Source organism: Mesorhizobium sp. M7A.F.Ca.MR.176.00.0.0, assembly GCF_004023165.1.
Taxonomy (GTDB): Bacteria; Pseudomonadota; Alphaproteobacteria; order Rhizobiales; family Rhizobiaceae; genus Mesorhizobium.
The window spans coordinates 3,494-24,804 of the sequence record NZ_RZTC01000004.1 but is presented as its reverse complement, the minus strand read 5'-3'; the positions used below and the strand labels follow the sequence as shown (position 1 = coordinate 24,804).

The 21,311-nt window shown below is 63.3% G+C and carries 23 protein-coding genes; 6 read left to right on the top strand and 17 right to left on the bottom strand.

Going from position 1 to position 21,311, the window contains the following annotated elements; all coding sequences use genetic code 11:
* The first annotated feature begins 17 nt into the window (after window positions 1-17).
* From EOB59_RS02450 to EOB59_RS02435, 4 genes are all read left to right on the top strand, one after another.
* Window positions 18-848: a DUF2259 domain-containing protein gene (locus EOB59_RS02450; protein WP_245481813.1), complete on the top strand. Its 831-nt coding sequence runs from the start codon at window positions 18-20 to the stop codon at window positions 846-848.
* Window positions 849-1,289: 441 nt separating this feature from the next.
* Entirely contained in the window at window positions 1,290-1,577 is a 288-nt protein-coding gene (locus EOB59_RS02445; RefSeq protein ID WP_164895558.1) for a PqqD family protein, read from the top strand.
* On the top strand, window positions 1,577-2,011 hold the full coding sequence (locus EOB59_RS02440; protein WP_127808136.1) for a lasso peptide biosynthesis B2 protein: 435 nt from the start codon (window positions 1,577-1,579) through the stop codon (window positions 2,009-2,011). Before EOB59_RS02445 ends, EOB59_RS02440 begins: the two co-directional genes overlap by 1 nt.
* A gap of 86 nt (window positions 2,012-2,097) precedes the next feature.
* Entirely contained in the window at window positions 2,098-2,994 is an 897-nt protein-coding gene (locus tag EOB59_RS02435) for a serine kinase (protein ID WP_245481812.1), read from the top strand.
* A 217-nt stretch (window positions 2,995-3,211) separates the two neighbouring features.
* Here EOB59_RS02435 and EOB59_RS02430 read toward each other — a convergent pair whose 3' ends face one another.
* The 17 genes from EOB59_RS02430 to EOB59_RS02350 form a co-directional block, all read right to left on the bottom strand.
* The gene (locus EOB59_RS02430) at window positions 3,212-4,171 is read right to left on the bottom strand and encodes a glycosyltransferase family 4 protein (RefSeq protein ID WP_127808134.1); all 960 of its coding nucleotides are present in this window, start codon (window positions 4,169-4,171) and stop codon (window positions 3,212-3,214) included.
* Complete coding sequence (locus tag EOB59_RS02425) at window positions 4,168-5,025, bottom strand: glycosyltransferase family 2 protein (RefSeq protein WP_245486504.1); 858 nt, start codon at window positions 5,023-5,025, stop codon at window positions 4,168-4,170. The genes EOB59_RS02430 and EOB59_RS02425 overlap by 4 nt, the downstream gene beginning before the upstream one ends.
* A 122-nt stretch (window positions 5,026-5,147) precedes the next feature.
* Window positions 5,148-6,173, bottom strand: coding sequence for a nucleotidyltransferase family protein (locus EOB59_RS02420; RefSeq protein ID WP_127808132.1), 1,026 nt, complete (start codon window positions 6,171-6,173; stop codon window positions 5,148-5,150).
* Window positions 6,174-6,236: 63 nt separating this feature from the next.
* Window positions 6,237-7,223 (bottom strand): dihydroxyacetone kinase subunit DhaK, encoded by a 987-nt coding sequence (gene dhaK, locus EOB59_RS02415; RefSeq protein WP_128287561.1) that lies wholly within the window; start codon window positions 7,221-7,223, stop codon window positions 6,237-6,239.
* 93 nt (window positions 7,224-7,316) lie between these two features.
* Window positions 7,317-7,739 carry a hypothetical protein gene (locus tag EOB59_RS02410; protein ID WP_127271698.1) on the bottom strand — a complete coding sequence of 141 codons (423 nt, stop codon included), beginning with the start codon at window positions 7,737-7,739 and terminating at the stop codon, window positions 7,317-7,319.
* 11 nt (window positions 7,740-7,750) lie between these two features.
* Window positions 7,751-9,337: a phosphoenolpyruvate--protein phosphotransferase gene (gene ptsP / locus EOB59_RS02405; RefSeq protein WP_128287560.1), complete on the bottom strand. Its 1,587-nt coding sequence runs from the start codon at window positions 9,335-9,337 to the stop codon at window positions 7,751-7,753.
* Window positions 9,321-9,623 carry an HPr family phosphocarrier protein gene (locus tag EOB59_RS02400; RefSeq protein ID WP_127271907.1) on the bottom strand — a complete coding sequence of 101 codons (303 nt, stop codon included), beginning with the start codon at window positions 9,621-9,623 and terminating at the stop codon, window positions 9,321-9,323. Before EOB59_RS02400 ends, ptsP begins: the two co-directional genes overlap by 17 nt.
* Before the next feature lie 21 nt (window positions 9,624-9,644).
* The gene (gene dhaM / locus EOB59_RS02395) at window positions 9,645-10,034 is read right to left on the bottom strand and encodes a dihydroxyacetone kinase phosphoryl donor subunit DhaM (RefSeq protein WP_013528085.1); all 390 of its coding nucleotides are present in this window, start codon (window positions 10,032-10,034) and stop codon (window positions 9,645-9,647) included.
* Complete coding sequence (dhaL, locus tag EOB59_RS02390; RefSeq protein WP_128287610.1) at window positions 10,031-10,633, bottom strand: dihydroxyacetone kinase subunit DhaL; 603 nt, start codon at window positions 10,631-10,633, stop codon at window positions 10,031-10,033. The genes dhaM and dhaL overlap by 4 nt, the downstream gene beginning before the upstream one ends.
* Window positions 10,634-10,705: 72 nt before the next feature.
* Window positions 10,706-12,349 (bottom strand): dihydroxyacetone kinase subunit DhaK, encoded by a 1,644-nt coding sequence (locus EOB59_RS02385; RefSeq protein WP_128287559.1) that lies wholly within the window; start codon window positions 12,347-12,349, stop codon window positions 10,706-10,708.
* 55 nt (window positions 12,350-12,404) lie between these two features.
* Complete coding sequence (locus EOB59_RS02380; RefSeq protein WP_127398593.1) at window positions 12,405-13,418, bottom strand: ABC transporter ATP-binding protein; 1,014 nt, start codon at window positions 13,416-13,418, stop codon at window positions 12,405-12,407.
* Entirely contained in the window at window positions 13,411-14,523 is a 1,113-nt protein-coding gene (locus EOB59_RS02375) for an ABC transporter ATP-binding protein (RefSeq protein ID WP_127398595.1), read from the bottom strand. Before EOB59_RS02375 ends, EOB59_RS02380 begins: the two co-directional genes overlap by 8 nt.
* Before the next feature lie 2 nt (window positions 14,524-14,525).
* Complete coding sequence (locus EOB59_RS02370) at window positions 14,526-14,732, bottom strand: hypothetical protein (RefSeq protein ID WP_127320730.1); 207 nt, start codon at window positions 14,730-14,732, stop codon at window positions 14,526-14,528.
* Entirely contained in the window at window positions 14,729-15,679 is a 951-nt protein-coding gene (locus EOB59_RS02365; protein ID WP_013528079.1) for a carbohydrate ABC transporter permease, read from the bottom strand. Before EOB59_RS02365 ends, EOB59_RS02370 begins: the two co-directional genes overlap by 4 nt.
* On the bottom strand, window positions 15,676-16,623 hold the full coding sequence (locus tag EOB59_RS02360; RefSeq protein WP_032901495.1) for a sugar ABC transporter permease: 948 nt from the start codon (window positions 16,621-16,623) through the stop codon (window positions 15,676-15,678). Before EOB59_RS02360 ends, EOB59_RS02365 begins: the two co-directional genes overlap by 4 nt.
* A gap of 126 nt (window positions 16,624-16,749) precedes the next feature.
* Window positions 16,750-18,081, bottom strand: a complete 1,332-nt coding sequence (locus EOB59_RS02355) for an ABC transporter substrate-binding protein (protein ID WP_027039732.1) — start codon at window positions 18,079-18,081, stop codon at window positions 16,750-16,752.
* A 277-nt stretch (window positions 18,082-18,358) separates the two neighbouring features.
* Window positions 18,359-19,048: a PIG-L deacetylase family protein gene (locus EOB59_RS02350; RefSeq protein ID WP_127273168.1), complete on the bottom strand. Its 690-nt coding sequence runs from the start codon at window positions 19,046-19,048 to the stop codon at window positions 18,359-18,361.
* 28 nt (window positions 19,049-19,076) lie between these two features.
* On the opposite strand from EOB59_RS02350, the gene EOB59_RS02345 reads away from it, so the two are divergent.
* Complete coding sequence (locus EOB59_RS02345) at window positions 19,077-19,967, top strand: DMT family transporter (RefSeq protein WP_127397038.1); 891 nt, start codon at window positions 19,077-19,079, stop codon at window positions 19,965-19,967.
* Between the two features lie 47 nt (window positions 19,968-20,014).
* On the top strand, window positions 20,015-21,311 hold a 1,297-nt coding region (hrpB, locus tag EOB59_RS35865; protein WP_245486503.1), incomplete at its 3' end, for an ATP-dependent helicase HrpB.

Below are 21,311 nucleotides of genomic sequence, written 5' to 3'. Positions count from 1 at the left end.
ACGAGATTGGAGTGGGGATGTTTGCTGCTGTGCGGATCATCGGGCGCCTTGCGCTCCCATTGGTCATGGGTGTCGTGCTCGCGATCTCCGCTGGAATCGCTCAGGCTGGCGATGCCGCGGCACGGCACATCATCGGCTTTTCGCCGGATGGCGCTTATTTCGCCTTCGAGCAATATGGAACGCTCGACGCCGGCGCCTCGGACTCTGGCTGGTCGCAGATAGACATCATCGATACCCGCACGGATCAGCTCGTTGGCGGTAAGCCGATCCTCGTCGTCGACGAGACGGAGGAGGCGACACTGACGCTGGAGCAGGCGAGGGCGCAGGCCGCCGCTCAGGCGGCGCCCATTCTCGCCCAATATGCCATCACATTCCCAGCCGAGCAGGCGGCTTCCGACAAGTTCACGTTTCCGGGCGAAACGGTTGCCTACAACGATATTTCTCGCCTCGAGCAGGTGTCGCAGAAATGGCTGTCGCCGCTCCATGGCGAAACAGGCATTTCGACCATCCAGCTCGACGAAATCCTGGCGGCCAGCACGAGCGATTGTTCGGCGAGTTTCGCAACGACACAGCAGCGTGACCAGGCACTTCAAGGTGAAAAGGCAGGCAAGGCGCTCGGCTTCCGGCTGACGCTGCATGGCCAGGACGGCAAGCCGATCAAGATCCTGCACGAGGACAAGACCGTGCCGGGCTCAAGAAACTGCCCGACCTCCTACAGCCTGTCGGAATCCTACGAACTCACCCCGGCCGGCAAGCCGGCGGTGATCGTTGTGCTGGTGCAGCGTTTCAGCCAGGGTTTCGAGGGGCGCGATCGCCGCTTCCTCGCGGTGACCGGGCAGCCACGCTGAGAGGTCACGCCCAGGCGCCGGCAGCCGCTCTGTCTGAAGGTTGTTTCTAGATCGGCAGGGCCACAAGCATGAGGCCAATGCCGCCAGCGATCAAAATGGCTGTAGCCAGCGCTTTTCTGTGACGTTCGAAGCTCGTCGGAGCCCGCTCCCAATTGTAACGCATACGCAATCTCCCCAACACCCGGACAGGTTTTACCTTACTTAGGGGAAGAAATGCAACGTCCGCTGCCGGCAGGCCCGCTGCTTGTCACGTTTCATCGATAACTATTTCTGGGACGAGTGCGGCCGGGAAGACGCAACCGAGCAGGTTCTAACGCGACTGGCGCGGAGAATCCGTCAGCAAAGCCGTTGGTCCGTGCACTGGGCTCCCATGATCGGCTGATAGACAGCGCTCCACCTCCGCGCTATCTGATTTCCGGGATGAGCGTGGCTTGGAGGGGCGTGGTGGAAATAGTCTCTGGAACCGTTCTGCGGCTGGCCGAGGATGCCTCGGTGCAGCATGTGGGCGATGGCGCAGTCGTGCTTTTGGCGCGCAGCGGCCAGCTTTATACATGCAACGGCACGACCGAAGCCTTTCTCGACAAGGTGGACGGCGCGCGCAACCTCGACGAGATCGTCGACCTGCTTTGCGAGGAGTTCGAGGTTGACAAGGGGACGCTCGATCAGGACATGGCGGCACTGGCCACGGATCTGATCTCTGAAGGTATCCTCGCCGCGCCAGGTGCTTGATGGCTGACGGCCCGCTCCTGCGCGCTCTGTTTCGCTGCCATCTCTGGGCAAGCGCGCGACTGATGCCGGTCCTTGTCACCAACCGGAGCTTCGAGGAGGTGCTCAAATGGGCGCCGCTCGCCTCGTCGACGCCCTATCGCGGTCTGCCGTCCGCCTACATAGTCGCCAGCGTCAACCGCGCCGTCCGCCGTCCCTGGCTGATGCGTGACCGCAGGTGCCTGAGGGAGGGTCTGCTAGGTCATCGTTTCCTGCGCCTGGCCGGCTTCGATCCGGACCTGCGCTTCGGCGTCGATCCGCAGTCGATGCAAGCGCAGCGCCTGGCAGCGCATTGCTGGGTCTGCCTCGATGGCAGGCCGGTGGTCAGCGACAAGCTTCCCGGCATGGTCGAAATCTATCGTCATCATGCCGATGCCGTAAAGGCGCGTCCCGCTTGACCAGACCTTCAGCCTGCTATGGCCTCGACGGCCTGATCCTTGGCATATCGGCCGAGCGCCCAGAGCTGTGGCAGGATTTCGACCGGATGCTGGGCAGCCTGCGTATCGCGGAACCCGTCGAGCCGGACTTTCGTCTCGAGATCGCCGAGACAGACACCTTGGACGAGGCACCCAACGGATCCCTCGTCTTCGATGGCGAGGTGCCGGAGGATGGTCCCTGCCGGATGTTCGAGGATGGTGGTATCATCCATCTGGTCTTTCCCGGGCGTCAGACCGTTGCCATCAATGGCGTGGCGGGATGGGCCGAACTCCGGATCCGCCCTGGCGCGAAAGCCGCGTGGACACCGGCAATGCTGGTGCTCGACGCCGCGCTCGACGCCGGTGGCCAGCATATGCTGCACACTGCCGGCTTGACGTTGCCGGACAGCGATGCGGTGGTGCTGATCCATGCTCCGAGCGGCACCGGCAAGACCACAACGTCGCTCGCGCTGGCAACTCAGGGCTTTGGCCTCTGCTCCGACGACGCCATGATCGTGAATGCCACTTCGGGCAAGGTCGTAGCCTGGGGTCTGCCGCGCGCCGTCAAGATCCACCGAAAGACTGCCGAAATGATCCCGCAGGTTGCGCCATGCCTTGGCCAGACCTGGGATCGCAACGGCGAACAGCCCGTCTCGCTTGAAAGGCTGGCAGCGATCGTGCGGGTGGAAAACGCATCCGCCCGGCCGGTGGCGGCCCTTCTGCACCTGGCGCGTTCCGCCGGAAGCCAGAGCCGGCTCGTCGCCATGGCCGGCACTGACGCAATGGTGGCACTGGCGGTGGACAACGTCCGCACCGGTATGACCGGGCTGCTGCCGATGCAGAAACGCCGGCTGGCGACCATCGCCGGGGTGGTCAATGCGGTGCCGACCTTCCGGTTGGAGGTGGGCGCGCGCCCGGCTGACGCTGCGGCACTGATCAGCGCCGCTCTGACGACGCGGGACTGAATACCCCAGGCAACGTGGGGCCGCTATTCCTTGTTCCCAAGGGCGTGGGGATAGCGTGTTTCGGAGTGCTTCTACTTCGCAGTTTTGCGCAAAAACAACGATTTAAGCGCAGCGCCGCCTCGTTATCCTTGCTGCGCGAGGTACGGAAGAGCAAGGGTCCGGGAAAACTCGAATGGCGCTACAAAGGTCAGGTTTGGCAGGGCACACCCGAAGCCGCTCATCTCATGGGCCCGACAGCTCCGCCCGCAGTAAGCAACGAGGCAAACATGCGCGCGTAGTTCTCCGCCTGCACGCCCCAATCCCACTCTTGGATCGTCTCGATCATGCGGGCGGCCATCCTCGACCGGAGCGATGGCGTGTCCCGCAACAAGGCTAGCTTGTTCGCAAGCCCCTCCGCAGTTCCATCGAAGAACAGCCCGTTGTCGCCATCCCGAATCAGCTCGGGCATGTTTCCCACACGGGTGGTCACCAAAGGGACACCGCACGCCGCCGCCTCCAAGCAAGGATTGGGAGTGCCTTCGCTGAGGCTGGCGCAGACATAAACGTCGAGATCCCGATAGAAGTCGGGCATCTCGTCATGGCTACGCCAGCGTTGCTCGCGAATCGCCGTCAGTAGGCGCGCGCCCGGCACGGCCGCTACCGCGGGCTCGATGACGTCGTGGAAGCCGCGATGTGCTGGACCATGGTTGCCGAGACTTCCCGCCCATCCGACACGGAGCTCGCCAGAACCGGGTTGTGGCTCTTGTGCGGGACAAAAGAACGTCGTGTCGACTCCATTGGGCGTGTAGTGGACCGGAACACGCAGTAGAGGACCGTATTCGTGCTCGAGCTGCCGATTGTTGACAAAGACAGCGCGCGCCAGCCGGTGCAGGGCGGCGAGCCCGGGCTCGCGGAATTCGCCCTCCAGCTCTCTGTGGCTGCAGATCCCGATGAGCAGCCTGTCAGACCGCCCGGCGAGGGCCGATTCCGGCAGGGGCAGCTTCGAGATCTGGAGCCAATAGAAGATGAGCACGATGTCCGCCGTGTTCACGTCCGACTCAGTCACATCATGTTGAAATCGTTGGACGATCTCGAACCTTCTTTCCAGCACGCGCCTGAGATTTTGGGTCTTGCGATCAATCGCCCAGCCGGGTCGATCCGCGATCGCCAGGACGCGGGGGAGGTGTACCTCATTCACGAGGCGTACCGCTCAAGCCAGTGTGCCGACCATGGATTGGCCTCGTCCAGATCGTCGTCCGTCGCGCTGGCGCGCACCTGGCTGGCGTCCGGCAGCAGAATATCCTCTGATCGCAAGCGGGGTCGCCATCCGTGCCAGCCACGACCAATGACCTCTTCGCTCAGAAACCGGCGGCCAGCATACTTGCATGCGGCGTGCTCTGCGCTAAGGAACAGATAGTGCTTCATGCGAAAACGCTCGGAGTAAAGCCTCACCGGACCCGCGAACCGTACGAGATGGCCGCCTGACCACGCAATCTCCATGGGGCCGTCCTGTTTCTTGTAGGCACGGACGCAGTGTGGAGAGGTCGGCCGGAACGGGTAGTAGGTGCGCAGCGTGTGTTGATAATCGGGATTGTCGTGATCGGGAGCTTCCCTGGTAGGAATGAACGTAAACTCGGAAGATTCGATTGCATTGAAGCCGAGTGCGTCGGCTGCCGCAATGGCGGAGACCAACGATGAGTACGAAGTCGGCGGGAGGTGGATCTCGTCAGCGTCAACATGCATGAACCAGTCTGCTTCGAGCGACCGAAACAGTTCCTCTTTGCGACGAAGAAGGTGCTCCCAGCAATACCAGCCGTTATGCGGGATGGTTTCGAATCCTATCAATCCGGCTCCGCCGTAGCGCTGGGCAATCTCAAGCGTTCGGTCCGTCGACTGATTGTCGCAGATGTAGACCTGTACGCCTTGACGAAAGAGGTTCTCGAGACATCCGGCAACGAACCGTTCTTCGTTCCGTGTTGTAAGGACCGCGACGACTCGCGGGGAACTCCGATCACGCGCAGCATTCGCAATGTGGGTATTGAGATCGGCCAAATTCCTCAATCCTTCGTCGTGTGCTTCCCGACGCAGGCTAAAGACTCAGAGCGGTCAAGCCAAGAGCGCCATCACTTTCCGACCTGAGGTGATGGCGCGACGCTTTTCCGGGAGAGAACGTCTCACACTTTTCCTGGAATTGCTCTGGCCCTGGCCAGCCGTTGGATCCAGCGGAAGGCGTCGCGGCGTAGGCGCGAACCAAGCTTATCCCTGGAATTGACGCCGAGCAGCGTATTCGTGGTGATCAACCGTCTGGCCAGCCGTATGGAGAGATCGGGCTTGATCTGGCCGGCGAGGTCGAGCGCTCGGCTTTCGTCGAACAACTGGCCGGTCACATCGAGCACGATTGCCAACTCGAGCTCGATGCCGGTGGTACGGGCAGCGTCGAAGAGGCGTGCTTCCGCTTCGGGTGATTGCAGCGCCCGCACGCCTTGCAGCACGTCGACGCAAAGCTGCAGCCGGTGGAATTTGTGGCCGCCGGCGGCGTGCACGATGGCGATTGTCAGAAGAGCCGCCGGTGTGTCTGTCGCGTCGCCGTCGATGGCGCGCAATTCAGGGAAACCCAGCGACAGGCGCCGCCGCATGCCGGTGTCATGCACGAGGTCGCCATGCAGTTCGACCAGCAGGCTGGAATTCTCCTTTTCGAGCCATTTGAATTCCTGCAATTCGTAGGACTCGGCCTCGTTGCTGCCAAGCTCGAAGCCGCATGCCGCGATCACCCGATTTGCCTTGGCCAGATTGGCGGGTTCGACCAGGATGTCGATGTCGGTGAACGGCCTGTCGGCGACGTTGCGGTAGAGCTTTCGCGCGAAGACCGGCCCCTTGACGATCCGCGCCGGAATATTGTCCGCCGCCAGTCCCTTCATGATGCGGTCGCCATGATACTTCAACAGCATCGACTGGCCGGTGGCGATCGTTGCCTTCTGGCGCAGGTCCTCCAATTTGTCTCCCAGCTCCTGATCCGATGGCAGTTGCGCGTCGCCGCTGAGCTTGCGCAGCATGATCGGCAGGACGCCATGGAATTCGGCGTTGTCGAGCAGCGACATCAGCGTCTTTGCCGGCAAATTATCGACGTCGACAGTCGGCGCTTCCGGATCTGCGTAGCGCAGCAGCAGCTTTTCTTCGGCAGGGGTAAGCGGTGGCAGCATCAACCCGGACAATGTTGCGATTAAAGGGAAAGATGTTGCAGAAAAGCAGGGTGGAAGCCAGCTTTACATGCCCCAGCGCAGCGCTGCTGTGTGCACCGGCGCGTCCCAGAATGCGGTCGTCTCGTGGTCGAGCATGGTCAGCGTGATCGAGCAGCCGGCCATGTCGAGCGAGGTGACGTAGGAGCCTACCAGCGAACGGGTCACCGTCACGCCGTGTTTTTCGAAGATCGCGCGCGCGCTGTTGTACATCAGATAGAGCTCCATCAGCGGCGTGCCGCCGAAGCCGTTGACGAACAGCAGCGCCGGACCCTTCGCCCGGTCGCCGAGATCGCCCAGGATTTCGGCACAGATCTCCTGCGCGATCGCATCGGCGCTTTTCAACGTGTCGCGCCGACGACCGGGTTCGCCATGGATGCCGACGCCGAACTCCATATCGCCGTCGCCGATGTCGAAAGTCGGCCTGCCCGCCGCCGGTACGGTGCAGCTGGTCAGCGCCACGCCCATCGAGCGGGTAGCAGCGTTGACGCCGTCGCCCAGCGCCTTCAGCGGCGCCAGTGCCAAGCCATGTTCGGCAGCGGCTCCGACGATCTTTTCCACCACCAGCGTGCCGGCGACGCCGCGCCGGCCCGTCGTATAGGAAGAATTCTCGACGGCGACATCGTCATTGGTCACGATCTGCTGGACGCCTTCAGACATCTCGGCCGCCATGTCGAAGTTCATGACGTCGCCCTCATAGTTCTTGACGATGAACAGGCAACCGCCGCCGGTGTCGACGGCCTCCGCCGCCGCTAGCATCTGGTCCGGCGTCGGCGAGGTGAACACCTGGCCGGGGCAGGCGGCGTCGAGCATACCGTGCCCGACAAAGCCGCCATGCAGCGGCTCGTGGCCGGAGCCTCCGCCGGAGATCAACGCCACCTTGCCCGGCCGCAAGGTCTTGCGGCGGACAAATTTGTGCTCGTCGCCGAGCACAAGGATGTCGGCATGGGCGGCGACGAAGCCGTCGAGGCTTTCGGTCAGCACCGTGTCCACCGAATTGATAAACTTCTTCACGGCCGTCTCCTCCCGAAATAGGCCTTCCAAAGCAATTCCAGGGAAAGTGTGTCGCGGTTTTCCGTCCGGAATTGTGTAAAACAAAGAGTTCGATCAGCCACCCTTGCCGGTGATGCTGGTGATCTTCTGGATAAAATCGTTCACCGCCTTATCGAGCGCGGCGTTCTGCTTGTCGTCGCCGAAATCCGGCACGATCAGCGAGACATGCCGCGTCTTGCGCATGCCTGATGCGATCGACATTTTTCCCGGATGCGCCTGATGGTAGGCGGCGAGAAACTGGTCGCGCTCGGCCGGGCTGAAATGGCACACCGAAAATATAGCCGGCAAATGTTTTGACGGAATCGGGATCGAATAGGCAGGACTGGAAATCTGGGTGACGAAGCTTCGGTGTTTGCCGAGCGCATCGGCCAGGCGCTGGCGCATGCCGGATGGGCGCTGGTCGATGACCTGCGACAGGATCGTCTTGTAGGCGCGGATCGCCTCTTCGGAACCGGGTTCGGATGCCCTGTCGACCATGCCGGCCGCGCCTAGACAGAAACGTCCGCGATGGCCGCCTTGGCCATGGCGAGTTGCGCCGGAGGGACGGAAAGATCGCGCAGGCCGGCCTTGAGCAGTGACGGGATCGAGGCGGGATCGCCGCCTGCATCGCCGCACAGGCTGACCGGGATTTTTTCCCGCTGGCCAAACGCGGTCACGGCAGCGATCAGCCGTAGCACGGCCGGATGACGGACCGAATTGAGATGTGCCACGGCAGCGTTATCGCGGGCAGCCGCCATGACATACTGGGTGAGGTCGTTGGAGCCGATCGAGAAGAAGGCGGCATCAGCAAAGGCTTCCGGCAGGATCGCCACCGACGGCACCTCGACCATGATGCCGAGCGGCGGCATCTTGCTCGCGATGCCGCGCGCGGCAAGTGCGGTCTGCTCCTCGGCGAACATCGCCGCTGCCTGTCGGTATTCCTCCACAATGGCGATCATCGGAAACATCACTTTCAGATTGCCGTGCACCGCGGCGCGCAGCAGTGCCCGGATCTGTACACGAAACACCTCCGGCCTTGCCAGCGACAGCCTGATTCCGCGCAGGCCGAGGAACGGATTGCTCTCCTCGATGGTGAAGCCGGGCACCGGCTTGTCGCCGCCGGCATCGACGGTGCGGATCGTCACCGGTTTTTCACCAGCCCATTCCAGCACCTTGCGATAGGCGCGATACTGTGTCCCCTCGTCCGGCAGCGTCTTGCCGAACAGGAATTCGGTGCGCATCAGCCCGACCCCGTCGCAGGTGGCGATATCGATGCCGTCGACCTCGGACGGGTCGGCGATGTTGACCTGCATCCGCACCGCCGTGCCGGCCTTGGTCACCGCCGGTCGCGCCAGGAAGGTCCCGGCCCGATCGCGGCGCGCCCGGAATGATGAGGAGGATTGCCGAAAAGCGGCGATTTCGGTCCTGGAGGGCGACACCACGATGCCGCCATGTTCGGCGTCGAGCAGGGCGATGCCGGCGAGATGAGCCGGCGAAGCACCGAGACCGACGATCATGGGTACGCCGCGCGAGCGCGCCAGCATGGCGACATGGCTGGCCGTGCTGCCCGCCCTCAGCGCGATGCCGCCGCCGCTGCTCCAGTCGGTTTCGAGAAAACGCGTCGGCGCGATATCCTCGCCATAGAGGATGGCGCCGGCGGGCGGCTCGACGTTGCCAACCTCCGACAGAGCCCGCAGCACCTGGTCCCTGATATCGCGGATGTCGGCGGCGCGCGCGCGGAAATAATCCTGGTCCGAAGCATCGTAGCCGGCAGTCTCAGTATCAAGCGCTTGCCGCCATGCTTTGTCCGCTGGCAGGCCGGAGCGGATCGCGGTAAAGGCCGGGCTGCTCAGCGCATCGTCTTGCAGCATGGCGATCTGAAACTCGAGAATGTCGGCGGCATCGCCCTCGGCCATCCCGATCATTGCAGTGAGACGGCCCGTGGCAATGCCGATTGCGGTTTCGAGCGCGGCCTTCTCATCGTCGGCTGTTTCTTTGCCGACATAGGAGCCGACAGTCTGGTCGAGGTCGAACAGCGGCCCTTCGGCATAACCGGCCGAGGCCGAAATGCCTTTAATCCTAAGCGGTTCGGGCATGGTCCGCGCCTTCGTCGAAATCGCGCCGCACCAGTTCGACCAGCGCGTCGACGGCATCATTGGCGCCGTCTCCGCTGGCCCTGATGTGCAACAGCGTACCCTTCGGCGCCTTGGTCGCCATCACCTTGACGATGCTCTTGGCGTCGAACCAGGGGCCGTTGGCGGCAAGCGCGATTTCCACCTCGGCGGCAAAGCTCTTGGCCAGCTTGGTGAACTTCACCGAAGGACGCGCGTGCAGGCCCACCTCGTGGGTGATCACAACGGTCGCTTCGGCGGATGCGGACATGTCTTCAAACTTCCCGTTCACTCACGACGGCGACAATTCATGTGCCGTCGCCACCACTTCCCGGAGCGAGGCGCCGCCGGAGGCCTCGGTCGCCGCCATCACCGCGCCTTCGACGATCGGCGCGTTGCAGACGATGATCTTGTGCGAGCGTGGCTCGCCGATCATCTCCACCGCCATTTCCGAGTTGGTCTCGGCACCGCCGAGATCGACCAGAATGGCGACACCGGCTTCCGACCAGGCCTTGTCGATGGCGCCCATGATCGCCTCGACATTGGTGCCGAGCCCGCCATGGCCGTTTCCGCCGCACCATGCAAGCGGCACTTCGTCGCCCACCATCTGCCGCACCATGTCGGCCGTGCCCTCGGCAACCAGCGGCGAATGCGAAACGATGACGATGCCGACATTGCTCATGGCTGACCTTCCAGCGTTTCGACGATCGTGCACACCAGAAGCGCGGTCGAGCGTGCACCGGCATCCATGTGGCCGATCGACCGGTCGCCAAGGAACGACGCACGGCCGCGCCGGGCCTTCATCGGCACGGTCGCCTCGGCGGCCGCATCGGCGATACCTGCGATTTCCGGCGCCGTCTTTCCCTGCAGCAACGCGTCATGCACCGGCTGCAGCACGTCGAGCATGGTTTTTTGTCCAACCTGCGACTTGCCCCGTGCTGCCACCGCTTCGATCGCCTTGCCGAACGCCGCCGTCAGATTGGCGCGATCAGGCGCCGCTGAAATCTCCTTGCCGAGTGCCAGGAAAAGGGTGCCGAATAGCGGGCCGGAGGCGCCGCCGACCGTCATCACCAGCTTGGTGCCGATCGCCTTCAAGGCATCGGGCAGCGGTTTGGCCGAAAATGCTTCGGCTTCCGCGCGCACGGCCTCGAAGCCGCGCTTCATGTTCAGCCCGTGGTCGCCGTCGCCGATCGCCTGGTCGAGCGCCGTCAACTCCTCGGCGTGAGCGGCAATGGTATCCGCAGCGGCCGCGATCAGCCTGGCAAGGTTCAACGCCGCCATGTCACCCGCATTTCCGGTTTCCATGCCGCCCGCAGTATCGAAAGAACGCTCATTCGACAACTGGAGCATGAATCAGGCTGCTTCATGCAGCGCGGCCGCCGCCGCGAAAACCTCGGCCACTGCATAGGCGCCGGGGTCGGCCACGCCTTGCAGCTTGCTGCCGACATAGGCGGACCGCCCGGATTTTGCCCTGTCCATGGCAGCGGTGGCCTCGGCGCCACGTCGGGCCGCCACAGCCGCTTCGTCCACGCTCTTGGCATCGAGCGCTTTGAGCGCTGGCTCCAAGGCATCGACCATGGTGCGGTCACCCATCCTTGCGCCGCCATAGAAAGTCATTCGCTCGAGGCCGGCAAGCAGCGCCTTGGCCAGGTTCGCGCCGCTGTCCAGAGCTTGCGCCGCGGCGGTGAAGAAGATCGACAGCAGCACGCCGCTGGAGCCGCCCATCGACGCGCTCAGTATGTCACCTATCGCGCCAAGGGTGGCTGCAGGCTCGGCAAGCGGTAGTGTATCAAGCCGCTCGAGAACACTGCGCGCGCCGGTCGCCACCGTCGAACCGGTGTCGCCGTCGCCTGTTTTGGCGTCCAATCCGTTCAAAGTCGCTTCGAGCGCGATCAGCCGTTCGCAGACCGTGACGACTAGACGCTTCGTGCGCGCATCCTGGCTGGGCTTGCGTGCCGCGCTCTGTCCGGCCGCTTTCGCCATCGGCACGACGGCAGGTGAAACAACCGGCTTTGCCGGCATCCAGGCGTGCGGACCGACCGGCGCCTGCAAGGCGGTTTCGCGCGCCGCATCCAGCCGGATCAGCGACAGCGAGAAGCCGTTCATGTTGAGCGCCGTCATCAGCGGGCCCGGGCCGATCGTCAGCTTGATGGTTTTGGCCAGCGGCGATGCAAGCACCGCATTGGCGACGACAGACATTTCGAGCGGCGGCACGGAGCCGAGATTGTTGATCAGCAAGGCGTAGGTGGCCTTGGGATCAAGCCGTGCCGCGAGGCGCCCCGCCATGATCGCCACCAGCCTGTCGGCGCTCTGCACCGCAATCCGCTCGACGCCCGGCTCGCCATGAATGCCGAGGCCGAGCTCACCGTCATTCTCGCCAAACCTGTCTTCGTGCGGCTGGCCGGGGATCGAGCAGGACGACAGCGACATGCCGAGCGAAACGATATCCTTCGCCGCCGCGCGAGCGGCCGTTGCGACGAATGCCAGATCATGGCCGGCATCCGACAGATGGCCTGCGATCTTGTGCACGAACAAGGTGCCGGCAACGCCGCGTGGCTGGGCAATGTCGGGCAGCGCGATGTCGTCGGCGACGATCACCATCTCGACACGAAACCCTTCGGCGCGCGCCTTCTCGGCCGCCAGACCGAAATTGAGGCGGTCGCCGGTGTAGTTCTTGACGATCAACAGACAGCCGGCCGGGCCGGTGACTGCGCGAATGGCGGCCAGCACGGCTTCGACGCTCGGCGAGGCAAAGATCTCGCCTGAGACCGCCGCCGTCAGCATGCCTTTGCCGACGAAGCCGGCATGGGACGGCTCGTGCCCGGCCCCGCCGCCGGAGACGACACTGACTTTCGTCTTGTCCCAGTCGGCGCGCAGGATGACCTTGATCTCGGGATAGCCGTCGAGGCGCGCGAGATCGCCTGATCCGATGGTCCGCAACAGGCCGTCGAGCGCCTCGGTGACGATCGTTTCCCTGCGATTGAAAAAGTGCTTCATCGAATTCGTCCCATACTGGCAAAGTCAAAACCGGTGCTGAATCACCGAAAACCGCTCACATCAATCGCTGTCCATCGGCGCCGAAATACAGCGGCGCCCGGTAGCGGATCACCACTTTGTCGCCCTGCGCCAGATCCGTGTCGGGATCGGTCAGCGTCACCAGTTTCTTGGTCCCCACCGTCACATGCAAATGGTTCTGATCACCGAGATGCTCGACCCAGTCGACGACGCCGTCGGCATGACCATTCGCAGCCTTCGCGATCGAAAGATGTTCGGTGCGCGCGCCGATCGTCTTGGTCCCGGCTGGCGCGCCGGCATCAGGCAGCAGTCCGGTCGGCAGAAGATTGATCGCCGGTTGGCCGAGCCTTGCCGCGACATGAAGGTTTGCCGGCTCGGAATAGATGGTGCGCGGCGAACCGATCTGCACCAGCACGCCCTCGGTGAGGATGCCGATGCGGTCTGCCATCGTCATCGCCTCGATCTGATCATGCGTGACATAAAGCATGGTGGCGCCGAGTTCGGTCTGGATGCGCTTCAGCTCGAGCCTGAGATCGCCGCGCAGCTTGGCATCGAGCGACGACAGCGGCTCGTCCATCAGATAGATCGAAGGCTTGCGCACCAGCGCGCGACCGATGGCAACGCGCTGCATTTCGCCGCCCGAAAGCTTGGTCGAGCGATTGGCGAGCTTGTGATGGATGCGCACCATCTTCGCCACCTCCTCGACCCGGCGGCGGATCTGGTCCTCCGGCATTTTCCGCGCCGGCGAGCGCAGCGGGAAGGCGAGGTTGTCGAATACCGACAGATGCGGATAGAGCGAATACTGCTGGAAGACGAAGGCGGTGTCACGCTCGGCCGGCGACAGCGTCGTGGCGTTGTGTCCACCGATCTCGATCGTGCCGGTATCCGGCCGTTCCAACCCGGCGATGAGCCGCAGCGTCGTTGTCTTACCGGCCCCGGTCGGCCCGAGCAGCACGACGAATTCGCCATCTGCTATGTGCAGGTCGAGGCCGTTGACGGCGGCATGATCGCCGAAACTCTTGGTCGCGTTCTTGATGTGCACCTCAGCCATGCTGGGTCCTCCGCTCCGAGGCGACATCGTGGATCGCGGTTCTCACTGCGCGGCCCGATCCCTTCTCGAACAGCGACAGCCGCGCGCTGCTCAGCGTCAGGCCGACATGGTCGCCGGTGGACAGCCGGATTTCGGCCGGCACGCGTGCCTTGATGATACCGTCCGCCGTTTCGACCGCGACGATCTGCGTGGTGCCGAGATATTCGGTGCCGTAGATGGCGCCGCGCAGCTTGGAGGCGTCGTCGAAGCGTATGTGCTCCGGGCGGATGCCAAGGGCCATGTCGCTGGGTGCGATGTCCTCTCGTACCTCCGGCACCGCGACCTTCGCACCTTGCACGATGATCTCCCTGGCGCCCTTGGCGACCCCGCCGCCAAATCCCAAAAAGTTCATCGGCGGCGAGCCAATGAAGTCGGCGACGAACATGGTTGCCGGGCGGTCGTAGATTTCGCGTGGGCTTCCGAACTGTTCGATGACGCCATGGTTCATCACGGCGATCTTGTCGGCCATCGACATCGCTTCCATCTGGTCGTGCGTGACATAGACCGTCGTGGCACGGATGCGGTTGTGCAGTTCGCGCAGTTCATGGACCATCAAATCGCGGAATTCGGTGTCGAGCGTGCCGAGCGGCTCATCCATCAGGAAGCATTTTGGCCGCCGCACGATGGCGCGGCCGAGCGCGACCCGCTGGCGGTCACCACCGGCAAGTCCGGAGACGGATTTGTTGAGCAGGTGATCGATGCGCAGCAGTTTTGCTGTTTCCTCGACACGGGTGCGGATCTCGGCCGAAGGCATGCCTTGCGCCAACAGCGGGAAGCCGATGTTCTTGCGCACGTTCATGTGCGGATAGAGCGCGAACAGCTGGAAGACGAAGGCGATGTCGCGCTCGCGTGCCCGCAGCATGGTGACGTCGTCGCCGCCGAGCAGGATCTGGCCGCCGGTCGGCAGTTCGAGCCCGGCGATCATGCGCAAGGTCGTCGTCTTGCCACAGCCCGACGGCCCGAGCATGACGAAGAACTCGCCATCCTCGACGACGAAGTTGGAATCCTGCACGGCAACGAAATCGCCGAAGGCCTTTCTCAGGTGCTGGACGCGGATTTCGGCCATGATTATTCCGGGAATTTCGAGACGATGATGAACATCACGGTGCCGGCGAGCATGGTGATGAAGGAGTAGGTGTAGAGCGACAGCGCGAAGGGCTGGAACAGCATCAGGAAGCCGATGGCGATCAGCGCCGTGGCGATGTTTTCCATCAGCCCGCGCCTGGCCCAGACCGGCCAGCGCGACTTGCGTTTCTGAGGCTTGGTCATGCTCATTTGCGCACCGCGCCGAAGGTGATGCCGCGCAGCAATTGCTTGCGGAGCAGAATGGTGAAGACCAGGATCGGCACCAGGAAGATCGTCGTGCCGGCCGCGACCGCCGGCCAGTCCTGGCCGCCTTCGCCGATGATGGTTGGGATGAAGGGCGGCGCGGTCTGCGCGGTGCCCGAGGTCAGGAGTGCCGCGAACGCATACTCGTTCCAGGCGAAGATCAGGCAGAAGATCGCGGTCGCTGCAATGCCGGTCGTCGCTTGCGGCAGCACGGTGCGCCAGAAGGCCTGCAGCCGTGTATAGCCGTCGATCATCGCCGCCTCTTCGTACTCGCGCGGGATTTCGTCGATGAAGCCTTTCAGCAGCCACACCGCCAGCGAAACATTGACCGCCGTGTAGAGCAGGATCATGCCGAGCGCCGTGTCCGACAGGCCAAGCTCGCGGTACATCAGATAGATCGGAATGGCGACGGCGATCGGCGGCATGAAGCGCGTCGACAGGATGAAGAACAAAAGGTCGTCGGCGAGCGGCACCTTGAAGCGTGAGAAGCCGTAGGCCGACAGCGTGCCGAGGAAGACGGCGCAGAAAGTCGAGCCGAAGGCGATGATCAGCGAATTGACGAAGCGCGGCAGGAAGTTGGACGGGCCGGCGATCACCATGTTGCGCTTGCGCGTGGTCTCGTCGCAGAAGCCTGTCGCCGGGCCCAGCGAGTTGATGTATTCCGGCGTCTGCCGGGTCCGCGTCGTGAACAGATTGCAGTAGCCCTCAAGGCTTGGCTGGAACAGGATCTTGGGCGGATAGGCGATCGAATCCGGCGGCGTTTTGAAGCTGGTGGCGAAGATCCACAGCAGCGGCACGATCGAGATCAGTGCGTAAAGTACGATGATCGTGCCGGCGATCCGTTTCGAGTTGCTGCTCGGTGCGACGACCGAATGGGCTGTGGTCAGGCTCATCTCTGCTTCACCTTGTTGAGCGCCTTGACGTAGATGTTGGCGAGGCCGAACACCGCCACGAAAAGAATGATTGCGAAGGCCGAGGAATAGCCGGTGCGCCAGCTTTCGAAAGCCTGCCGCTTCAGCGTTATCGAGGCGACCTCGGTGGTCGAGCCCGGCCCGCCGCCGGTCAACAGATTGACCATGTCGAACATCTTGAAGTTCTCGATGCCGCGAAACAGCACAGCCAGCATGATGAAGGGCAGCGCCATCGGCAGCGTGATCGACCAGAATTGCCGCCAGTTGGAGGCGCGGTCGACCTCGGCCGCCTCGTAGATGTATTCGGGGATGGAGCGTAGGCCCGCGAGGCAGATCAGCATCACGTAGGGTGTCCACATCCAGGTGTCGACGATGATGATCGACCAGGGCGCCAGCGACACGTTGGAGAGCATCTGGATATCGGTCGGCGGAATCCTCGTGACGAAGGAAATCGCGTAGGCGAACAGGCCGATCTGCGGCTCGTAGAGGAAGCGCCAGAAATTACCGACCACCGCCGGCGACAGCATCATGGGCACCAGGATCAGCGTCGTCCAGAAGGCGTGGCCGCGGAACTTCCTGTCGATCAGCCAGGCCAGGGTGAAGCCGATCAGCGTCTGCAGCAGGATGGTCCAGAACACGAAATGCGCCGTCGTCTGCATGGCGATCCAGATATCCTTGTCGCCGAGGATGCGCTGGTAGTTGGCAAAGCCGAGGTTCTTCACCACCTCGTTCGGGCGGTTGGCGCGGTAGTTGGTGAACGACAGATAGATCGCCCAGAACAGCGGGAAGATGTTGATGGCCAGCAGCAACAGGATCGTCGGCGAGATGAACAGCCAGGCGAGGCCCTTGTCGCTGATGCCCCGGACCTTGCGGGCCAACGGTTCCGGCGTCGCCCGGGCAACGTTCTCCGCGGTCCGATTTAGCATGGTGAGTCCTGCTTCGGTCACTTGGTCGTCTCTGTCATGGAATTTATCTGAACTGCGTCCCGTGCCAAGGGCGGCACGGGACGCATGGGTCGAGCTCGGGAGGAGCCGGGTTACATCTTGCCCCAGTTACATCTTACCGTCGTCCTGGAAGACCTGCGTCCAGTCCTTGACCAGGCCGTCCAGCGCATCCTTGGCCGAACCTTGGCCGGCGACGACATAGTCGTGGAAACGCTTCTGCGAGGCCTGCAGCAGCGGGGCGTAGCTCGGCTCGGCCCAGAAGTCCTTCACGATGGCCATCGAGTCGAGGAAGGTCTGCGCGTAGGGCTGGCTGGCCGGGAAGCCCGGATCCTTGACCACCGCGTTGAGGCAGGAATAACCGCCGAGCGACCACCATTTGGCCTGCACGTCCTTGTTGGCGAACCATTTGATGTATTTCAGCGCCGCTTCCTGCTTGTCGGAATAGGACACCACGGAGATGCCCTGGCCGCCGAGCTGGGCGAACTGCTCGCCGTCAGGCCCCTTCGGGTTGACGAAGTAGCCGATCTTGTCGCCGCCGACATTCTCGTCCTTCTGCAGGCCCGGCCACGTGAAGGCGAAGTTCATGTGCATCGCCACCTGGCCGGATTTGAAGGCATCGACGCCTTCGCCCATATAGCTGTTCGAGGCACCCGGAGGCGTGCAGCAATCATAGAGCGCCTTGTAGAACTCCAGCCCCTTCACCGACTTGTCGGAGTTGACGAAGCCTTCCATCTCGTAGGGCTTTTTGGGGTTTTCGTACTGGAAGCCATAGCTGTAGAGCACGTCCATGGCGCCCATGGTGATGCCTTCAGAGCCGCGCTCGGTGTAGATCGAGGCGCCGTAGACGGTCTTGCCGTCGATCTCACGCTTCTGGAAGAACTCGGCGACCTGCTTCAACTGGTCGAAAGTGGTCGGCGGGCCGAGATCCCAACCGTACTTCTCCTTGAATTCCTTCTGCAGTTCCGGCTTGGAGAACCAGTCCTTGCGATAGGTCCAGCCGACGACGTCGCCCATGGCCGGCAGCGCCCAGTAGTTCGGCGTGTTCTTCGGCCATTCCGAATAGCCGACGACGGTTGCCGGCACGAAATCGTCCATGCTGATCTTCTCCTTGTCGAAGAAGTCGTTCAGCTTGACGTAATGGCCGTTCTCGGCAGCGCCGCCGATCCACTGGCTGTCGCCGATGATCAGGTCGCACAATTTGCCGTGCGAGTTCAGCTCGTTGAGGAAACGGTCGGCATAGTTGGTCCATGGCACGAACTCGAATTTCATGCCGATGCCGGTTTCCTTGGTAAAATCCTTGGACAGTTCGACAAGCGCGTTGGCCGGGTCCCAGGCGGCCCAGCACAGCGTCAGGTCTTCAGCGTGCGCGACGTTCGAGACGGCTGTCGACGCTGTGATCGCCGAGGTCAGTCCCAACGCCAGTTTCAAGCTCGATTTCATGACTTCCTCCCATTTGCGAAACGCGCCCGGATGACGGTTTCAAAAAGCCCTCAACCCCTCTCCTCAGGGGGCCAAACATGGCTGCGCGGTTACGCTGCGGATGTTTAGTAATTTGTTTAGTGATGCAATTTTTACTAAACAAAGCAAGCGAATTCGTTGCTGCGCCGCAGCATGCTTATCGCGATGTCTGAAAACGTTGGAGAAGCGCGGCTCGCTGGTCGGCTTACCGAAGCTGTTCAGGCCGATTGTGACCAGGACGTGGGGTCGCCTCGGCTTCTCAACCGACCCTTCTGGTGCTCACCATCACCTTCCGGATCGGCGGTGCCGGCGGCAGCAGCATACGGATATCGGCAAACGGGAACGACGGTTCGAAGCGGAAGGCTTCGGCCGAGGAGCCTTGCGCGCCGTTGCACTGGCCGGCGCGAAAGGCGTTCTGTGTCCGCGCGATGTCGACGAAGCGGTCGGGATCCTGCGACTGATGCATTCGGATCGCTTCGGCCTTGACGTCGGCATGGGCGGAAATGTCGACATAGTGCGTCGGCGAAAAACCGGTGCCGCCCATCGTGTCGGCATGCAGCACCGGGACGGCGAAAGACGCCGCGATGCGCACGCCGTCCGACAGCGCGCGATGGTCGGCATGATAGTCGTTGGGCGCATGCGTGATCACCAGATCCGGGCCGGTTTGACCAATCAGTGCTTTCAGAGCTCCGATCAGCGCTGCATCGGCCACCAACTCGCCGTCCGGAAAGTCGAGGAAGCGTGGCATTGCGCCTACCAGCGCAGCCGCGGCCGTTGCTTCATCGCGACGGACACGAGCGAGAACAGCGGGATCACTCGTGCCGCCCCTGGCACCATCCGTGGCCATGGCAAAAGTGAGCTCTGCGCCTTGCGCGGCATAGGCGGCCATCGTACCGAACATGAAGATCTCGATGTCGTCCGGATGGGCACCGAGCGCCAGGATTTTCAAATCACTCTCTCCCCGGAACTGGAACAACGTGACGAACGGAATCCTGCTCGCCCTGATCGCCTACGCAAGCTATTCGGGCAGCGATGCCGTTGTCAAAAGCCTGGGCGGTCAACTCACGATCTTCGAGATCGGCTTTTTCATAACTTTGTTCGCGGGCTTCTTCCTATTCTTCACGCGACCTGCGGGCGAACGCTGGCGCGATTTCTGGCGCACCAAAAGACCATGGGCGGTGCAGGCGCGCGCCTGGGCGGGCATCGCTTCCGGCGTGCTCAGCGTCTACGCCTTCACCACCATTCCTCTGGCCGAGTCCTATGCGCTGATCTTCCTGGCGCCGCTCTGCGTCACCATTCTCTCCACGGTGATCCTCAAGGAGAAGGTCGGCCCCTGGCGCTGGCTGGCGGTGGTCGCCGGTTTCGCCGGCGTCATGCTGGTGGTGCGGCCTGGCTTTCGCGAACTCAATCTCGGCCATCTTGCCGCCTTCGGCGTTGCTTTCCTCGCGGCCACCAGCGTCATCCTGATGCGCTCGCTGGCGCAGCAGGAAAAGCGCACCACCATGCTCGGCGTGCTGGTCGGTTGCGGCCTGCTGTTCAACGGCATCGGTGCCGCCGCCACCGCCTTCACTGTTCCCAGCGGAAAGCAGTTGCTGTGGCTGGCAATGGCCGGTGCCTTCACCGCGGGTGGACAATTCCTGCAGCTGCTGGCCATGAAATACGCGCCCGCCAACCGCGTCGCGCCGACGCATTATTCGCAGATCGCCTGGGCGGTGATCCTCGGCGCGTTGTTCTTCCAGGAATATCCGGACGGGCTGTCGCTGGTTGGCCTGGCGGTCGTTGGCGGCGCCGGCCTTTTGACCATGGTTCGTGAGGAAGCGCGGCTGGGCACCGTGCGCTGGAACCCGTTTTCGCGCACCCGGCTTTAAACCGACTCTGGTTGCGCCTTGGCCGTAACCGCTGATATGCGGGCGCCATGACCACAAAACCCCTGCCGGAGCTTCCTGTATCCGCCGTGCTGCCGGCGCTGAGGGAAGCGCTGGGCCATGGCAACAGCGCCGTGCTGGTGGCGCCGCCGGGCGCCGGCAAGACGACGCTGGTGCCGCTGGCGCTGCTTGACGCGCCTTGGCTCGGCGCCGGCAAGATCATCCTGCTTGAACCGCGCCGGCTCGCCGCCCGCGCCGCCGCCCGCCGGATGGCTGAATTGCTTGGTGAGGAACCTGGCGCCACCGTCGGCTATGCCATGCGCATGGAAAACCGCATTTCGGCAAAGACCAGGATCGTGGTCGTCACCGAAGGCGTGCTGGCGCGCATGATCCTCGACGATCCCGAACTGCCCGGTGTTTCGGCTGTCATCTTCGACGAATTCCACGAGCGCTCGCTTGACGGCGATTTCGGTCTCGCGCTGGCGCTCGACGTGCAAGGGGCGCTCAGGCCGGATCTGCGCTTGGCAGTGATGTCGGCGACGCTCGACGGCGCGCGTGTCGCCAAACTCATGTCGGGCGCGCCGGTGATCGAGAGCGAGGGCCGCGCCTTTCCCGTCGAAATCCGCTATGACGAAAGGCCGGCCGGCATCGCCATCGAGGACGCCATGGCAAAGGCGATCCGCGCCGCCCTCGCCGACGAAAGCGGCAGCGTGCTTGCTTTCCTGCCCGGCCAGCGCGAGATCGAGCGCACCGCCGAACGGCTGGCCGGCAAGGTCGGCACCGATACCGACATCGTCCCGCTCTACGGCATGCTCGACGGCAAGGCGCAGGACGCGGCGATCAAGCCGCAGCCGGCCGGCCGCCGCAAGGTGGTGCTGGCCACCTCGATCGCCGAAACCTCGATCACCATCGACGGCGTGCGCGTCGTCATCGATTCGGGCCTGTCGCGGCTGCCGCGCTATGAGCCGGCCAGCGGCCTCACCCGGTTGGAGACCGTGCGCGTCAGCAAGGCTTCCGCCGACCAGCGCGCCGGCCGTGCCGGGCGCACGCAGCCAGGCGTCGCCATCCGGTTGTGGCGGGCCGAGCAGACGGCTGCACTCCCCGCCTTCACGCCGCCGGAAATCCTTGAGGCCGATCTGTCCGGACTGCTGCTCGATTGCGCTGCCTTCGGCGTTGCCGATCCGGCAGGGCTCGCTTTTCTCGATCCGCCGCCTGTTCCGGCCCTTAATGAGGCAAGGGGGCTACTACGCGCGCTGGATGCCATCGACGACATGGGGCGCCTGACGGACGCGGGTGCAGCGATGCGCAAGCTCGCCCTGCCGGTGCGGTTGGCGCACATGGTTGCCG

What these genes read in the sequence shown, in the direction of transcription:
- EOB59_RS02450 (WP_245481813.1), top strand. Translation starts at nt 18, where the DNA reads ATGTTTGCTGCTGTGCGGATCATCGGGCGCCTTGCGCTCCCATTGGTC.
- EOB59_RS02440 (WP_127808136.1), top strand. Translation starts at nt 1,577, where the DNA reads ATGGCTGACGGCCCGCTCCTGCGCGCTCTGTTTCGCTGCCATCTCTGG.
- EOB59_RS02435 (WP_245481812.1), top strand. Translation starts at nt 2,098, where the DNA reads ATGCTGGGCAGCCTGCGTATCGCGGAACCCGTCGAGCCGGACTTTCGT.
- EOB59_RS02420 (WP_127808132.1), bottom strand. Translation starts at nt 6,173, where the DNA reads ATGCTGCCACCGCTTACCCCTGCCGAAGAAAAGCTGCTGCTGCGCTAC.
- EOB59_RS02410 (WP_127271698.1), bottom strand. Translation starts at nt 7,739, where the DNA reads ATGGTCGACAGGGCATCCGAACCCGGTTCCGAAGAGGCGATCCGCGCC.
- ptsP (WP_128287560.1), bottom strand. Translation starts at nt 9,337, where the DNA reads ATGCCCGAACCGCTTAGGATTAAAGGCATTTCGGCCTCGGCCGGTTAT.
- EOB59_RS02400 (WP_127271907.1), bottom strand. Translation starts at nt 9,623, where the DNA reads ATGTCCGCATCCGCCGAAGCGACCGTTGTGATCACCCACGAGGTGGGC.
- dhaM (WP_013528085.1), bottom strand. Translation starts at nt 10,034, where the DNA reads ATGAGCAATGTCGGCATCGTCATCGTTTCGCATTCGCCGCTGGTTGCC.
- dhaL (WP_128287610.1), bottom strand. Translation starts at nt 10,633, where the DNA reads ATGGCGGCGTTGAACCTTGCCAGGCTGATCGCGGCCGCTGCGGATACC.
- EOB59_RS02385 (WP_128287559.1), bottom strand. Translation starts at nt 12,349, where the DNA reads ATGAAGCACTTTTTCAATCGCAGGGAAACGATCGTCACCGAGGCGCTC.
- EOB59_RS02380 (WP_127398593.1), bottom strand. Translation starts at nt 13,418, where the DNA reads ATGGCTGAGGTGCACATCAAGAACGCGACCAAGAGTTTCGGCGATCAT.
- EOB59_RS02375 (WP_127398595.1), bottom strand. Translation starts at nt 14,523, where the DNA reads ATGGCCGAAATCCGCGTCCAGCACCTGAGAAAGGCCTTCGGCGATTTC.
- EOB59_RS02370 (WP_127320730.1), bottom strand. Translation starts at nt 14,732, where the DNA reads ATGAGCATGACCAAGCCTCAGAAACGCAAGTCGCGCTGGCCGGTCTGG.
- EOB59_RS02365 (WP_013528079.1), bottom strand. Translation starts at nt 15,679, where the DNA reads ATGAGCCTGACCACAGCCCATTCGGTCGTCGCACCGAGCAGCAACTCG.
- EOB59_RS02360 (WP_032901495.1), bottom strand. Translation starts at nt 16,623, where the DNA reads ATGCTAAATCGGACCGCGGAGAACGTTGCCCGGGCGACGCCGGAACCG.
- EOB59_RS02355 (WP_027039732.1), bottom strand. Translation starts at nt 18,081, where the DNA reads ATGAAATCGAGCTTGAAACTGGCGTTGGGACTGACCTCGGCGATCACA.